Annotated in this window: 1 protein-coding gene; it reads right to left on the bottom strand. The window is 71.0% G+C overall.

What is annotated here, in order from left to right; genetic code table 11:
* Positions 1-4,334, bottom strand: a 4,334-nt coding sequence (locus SX243_25295) for an amino acid adenylation domain-containing protein (protein MDY7096305.1), incomplete at both ends; no start/stop codon positions are given.

The following is a 4,334-nucleotide window of genomic DNA, read 5'->3' as shown; positions in this document are numbered from 1 at the left end:
TCCGGCGCCTCGACGGTGACTTCCAGCCCCTTCAGCCGCAGCTCGGTGGCGCGGCCGTCGAGGAGGGAGAACATCACCTGGAAAAGAGGGGAATGGCTCAGGTCGCGCTCCGGCCGCAGCTCCTCCACCAATTTCTCGAACGGCAGATCCTGGTGCGCGTACGCCTCCAAGGTGCTCTCCCGCACCTGCTCCAGAAGCTCCGCGAAGGGGAGCTCCGGCGCCGGGGTGGCGCGCAGCACCAGGGTGTTGACCAGGAAGCCGACGAGATTCTCCACCTCCAGCCGATGGCGGTTGGCGATGGGCACGCCGACGCATAGATCCCGGGCGCCGGTGATGCGGTGCAAGACGGCGTCGAAACCCGCCAGCAGCACCATGAACAGGCTCGCAGCGCTGCGGCGGGCCAGGCCTTCCAGCACCTCTACCGCCTCCTCCGGCAGGGCCACCCGGGCAATGGCGCCGTGGAAGGTCTGCACCGCCGGCCGGGGACGATCCGTCGGCAACTCCAACACCGCCGGCGCTCCCTCCAGCCGCTGGCGCCAAAAGGTCAGCTGCTCCTCCAGGGCGTCCCCCTGCAGCCAGCGGCGCTGCCATAGGGCGTAGTCCGGAAAGTGCACCGGCAAGGGCGGCAACTGCGGGCGGCGGTGCTCCAGATCGGCGTCGTAGAGCTCGCCCAGGTCGCGGAAGAAGACTCCCTGGGACCAGCCGTCGGCAAGGATGTGGTGGAAGGTCACCAGCAGCCGGTGGCTGTGCGGCCCCACCGCCACCAGCACCACCCTCCAACCAAGCTCCCGCCGCAGGTCGAAGGGCCGGCGGGCCTCCCGCCGGATCAGCTCCTCGGCGGTGCTCTGGATATCCCCGCTCTCGGCGTCTTGGCTCTGGGCGTTCGGGTTCTTGCCGTTTGGGCCCTCGAGCCGCTGGAGGTCGACGCGGCTCCAGGGCAGCACCGCCTCGCTGGCCGGCACCACCGCCTGCACGGGGCGCCCCTGGACCTCGGCGAAGCGGGTACGCAGGCTCTCGTGGCGGGCGATCAGCCGGCTCAGGGCCCGGACCAGGGCAGGCAGGGGGAGCTCGCCCTCGAGGTGCAGCGCCCCGGGGATGTTGTAGACCGCCGAGCTGTGGATCAGGCGCTCGAAGAACCACAGCCGTTCCTGGGAGAAGGAGAGCGGCAGTGGGCGGTCGCGGTTGGCGGCGGGGATCTCCGGCAGCGCCGGCCGGTGGGCGTCCTCTAGCCGGCGAGCCAGCTGCGCCACCGTCGGCGCCTGGAAGAGGATCTTGAGCGATGGGTCGACCCCCAGAGCGGTGCGCAGCCGCGAGACCACCTGGGTGGCCAGCAGGGAGTGACCGCCGAGCTCGAAGAAGTTGGCGTCCACGGAGACCTGGGGCAGGCCCAGGACCTCCGCCCAGATGCCGCACAACACTTCCTCCAACGGCGTGCGGGCGGCGGCGCCGGCGCTCGCCGCCACCGCCTTGAGCTCCGGATCCGGCAACGCCTTGCGATCCACCTTGCCGTTGGGCGTGCGCGGCAACGCCGCCAGCAGCACGGTCACCGACGGCAGCATGTAGTCCGGCAGGGTGCGCCGTAGATGGCCCTGGAGACGCCGGTGCCAGGCCTCCTGCTCCTGCTCGCCGGGCGCCTCTCCGCCCTCGGGACCGAGGGCCACGAAGGCCACCAGCCGCACCTCCCCGTCGCCGGTGGAGCGGGCGCTGACCAACGCTTCCCGGACCTCGGCATGGTCGAGCAGCGCCGCCTCCACCTCTCCCAGCTCAATGCGAAAGCCCCGCACCTTGACCTGGTGGTCCCGGCGGCCGAGAAACATCATCCGGCCATCGGGGAGGAAGCGGGCCAGGTCGCCGGTGCGGTAGAGCCGGCGGCCCCCCGCGTCGGAATCCTGGGCCTCCACCGAGAAGGGATCGGGCACGAAGGCGCCGGCGGTGAGACCGGGACGGCCGCGGTAGCCCCGGGCCAGCCCGTTCCCTCCGAGATAGAGCTCTCCCACCACGCCCACCGGGACCGGCTCGCCGTGGAGGTCGAGCAAATAGGCCTGGGTCCCCGGCAGCGGGCGCCCGATGGCCGGAGCGGAGGTGTTGGCCGGTACTTCCTCCTCCGTCGAGTAGGTGGTGTCCTCGGAAGGACCGTAGAGATTGAACACCCGCACCCCGGGGCGCGACCGGCGGACGCTGTCCACCAGCACCCGCTGCAGCGGCTCGCCGGCCAGGTTCACCACCTTCACCGACGGTGGCAGGGCCTCCAGCCGTACCAGCTCGGTCATCGCCGACGGCACGGTGTTGATCAGGCTCACCCCCTCCTCTTCCGGCACCTCCGCCAGCTCCAGGGCGGACTGCACCAACACCACCCGGCTGCCGCCGCACAGGCCGGCAAAGAGCTCGAAGACGGAGAGGTCGAAGCATACGGAGGTGGCCGCCAGCATCACCGCCCGCTCCGCCGGCGAGAAGCGCTCCAGAGCCCAGCGCACCATGTGCACGGCGCTGCGATGTTCGATGGCCACGGCCTTGGGGCGGCCGGTGGAGCCGGAGGTGAAGATCATGTAGGCCAGAGCGCTGGCTCGTGCTGGTTCCTTGGCGCCCGGTGCTCTCGACGACGTCACCTCTGCCCAGTCTTCCTCCGGCGCCGGCGCGTCGCCGTCCATGGCCAGCCCCCGCGCCCGACTCTCCGGCAGCCGCTGGAGGGTTTCGGCGGTGCCCAGCACCCAGCGGGCACCGGAATCCTCCAGCATCACCTCCACCCGCTCCCGCGGATAGGCGGGATCCACCGGCACGTAGGTGCCCCCCGCCGCCAGCACCGCCAACAGCGCCGTCACCAGCTCCGGCTGCCGGGGTAAGCACACCGCCACCGAGGTCTCCGGTCCGACTCCCAGCCCCTCCAGGTGCCGAGCCCAGGCCACCACCCGGGCGGCCAGCTCACCGTAGGTCCAGCGTTCCGCCGCTCCTGCCCCGGGATCTCCGCCCCAATAGTGGATCAGGGCGATGGCCTCCGGAGTCCTCCGCGCCTGCTGAAAGAAGAGCTCGTCCAGCCGCGCCGCCGCGCCCTCCTCGACGGTAGTGGAAGCCTTCTCCCCCCCTCCCCGATTCCACACCACCAGCATCTGATGGCGTTCCGCCGCCGGCAGCAGCTGCAGCCGGGTCACCGGCGACTCCGGATCCGCCACCGCCGAAGCCACCAGGGTGCGATAGTGGCGGCCCATGCGCTCCACGGTGGAGGTGTCGAAGAGGTCCAAGGCGTATTGCACCGTCGCCGCGATGGCCCCCTCGGCAGCCTCTTCGAGATAGAAGAGCAGGTCGAACATGGCCTGGCCGGAATCGATGATCTCCCGCCGTAGCTCCAAGCCTTCCAGCTGCAGCTCCTGAGCCGCCGTGGTCTGGAGCTGGAAGAGCACCTGGAAGAGGGGGTGGTGGCTCAGGTCCCGCTGCGGTTGGAGCTCCTCCACCAGCTTCTCGAAGGGCAGATCCTGGTAGTCGTAGGCCTCCACCGTGGTGGCCGCCACCCGCCCCAGCAGCTCCTGGAAGCTGGGGCTGCCGGAAACGTCCCCGCGCAGCACGAGGGTGTTGACGAAGAAGCCGATGAGGCCCTCCACCTCGGAGCGGGTGCGGTTGGCGATGGGCATGCCGACGCAGAGATCTGACTGACCGGAGTAGCGCCGCAGCAGCACCAGGAAAACCGCCAGCAGCACCATGAACGGGGTGGCACCGGCACCGCGGCCGAGACGGCGCACGCCGCGGTAGAGCTCCGCATCGAGGTGAAAACCCACCAGCGCCCCTCGTCCCGTGGGCTCCGCCGGCCGCGGCCGGTCGGTGGGCAGCTCGAGCACCGGCGGGGCACCGGCCAGACGCTGGCGCCAATATCCCAGCAGCCGCTCCAGCCGCTCCCCCTCCAACCACTGGCGCTGCCAGCGGGCGAAGTCACCATATTGCAGTGGCAGCGGCGGCAGCTCGGCGGTCTCTCCGCGGCGCTGCGCCGAGTACAAGGCTCCCAGCTCCTGAGTCAGCACCCCGATGGACCATACGTCGGAGACGATGTGGTGCATGTCCACCGCCAGCTGCCAGCGCCTCTCCCCCAGCCGCATCAGGAGCAGTCGCAGCAGCGGCCCCTTGCGCAGGGAGAAGGAACGGCGCACCAGCCGGGCCATCCAGCGGCGGGAGAGCTCGGCGGCGGTAGAGCCGGGGAGGCGGCTCAGATCCACCACCGGCAAGGGCACCGCCATGGACGGCAGCACCGCCTGTCGGGCCTTGCCCTCGGCGCTGACGAAGACCGTGCGCAGACTGTCGTGGCGGCGCACCAGCTGGGCTACCGCCCGCTCCAGCGCCGCCACCGACAG

It is taken from the genome of Acidobacteriota bacterium (genome assembly GCA_034211275.1).
Taxonomy (GTDB): domain Bacteria; phylum Acidobacteriota; class Thermoanaerobaculia; order Multivoradales; family JAHZIX01; genus JAGQSE01.
This window is presented reverse-complemented; position numbering and strand designations above follow the sequence as displayed.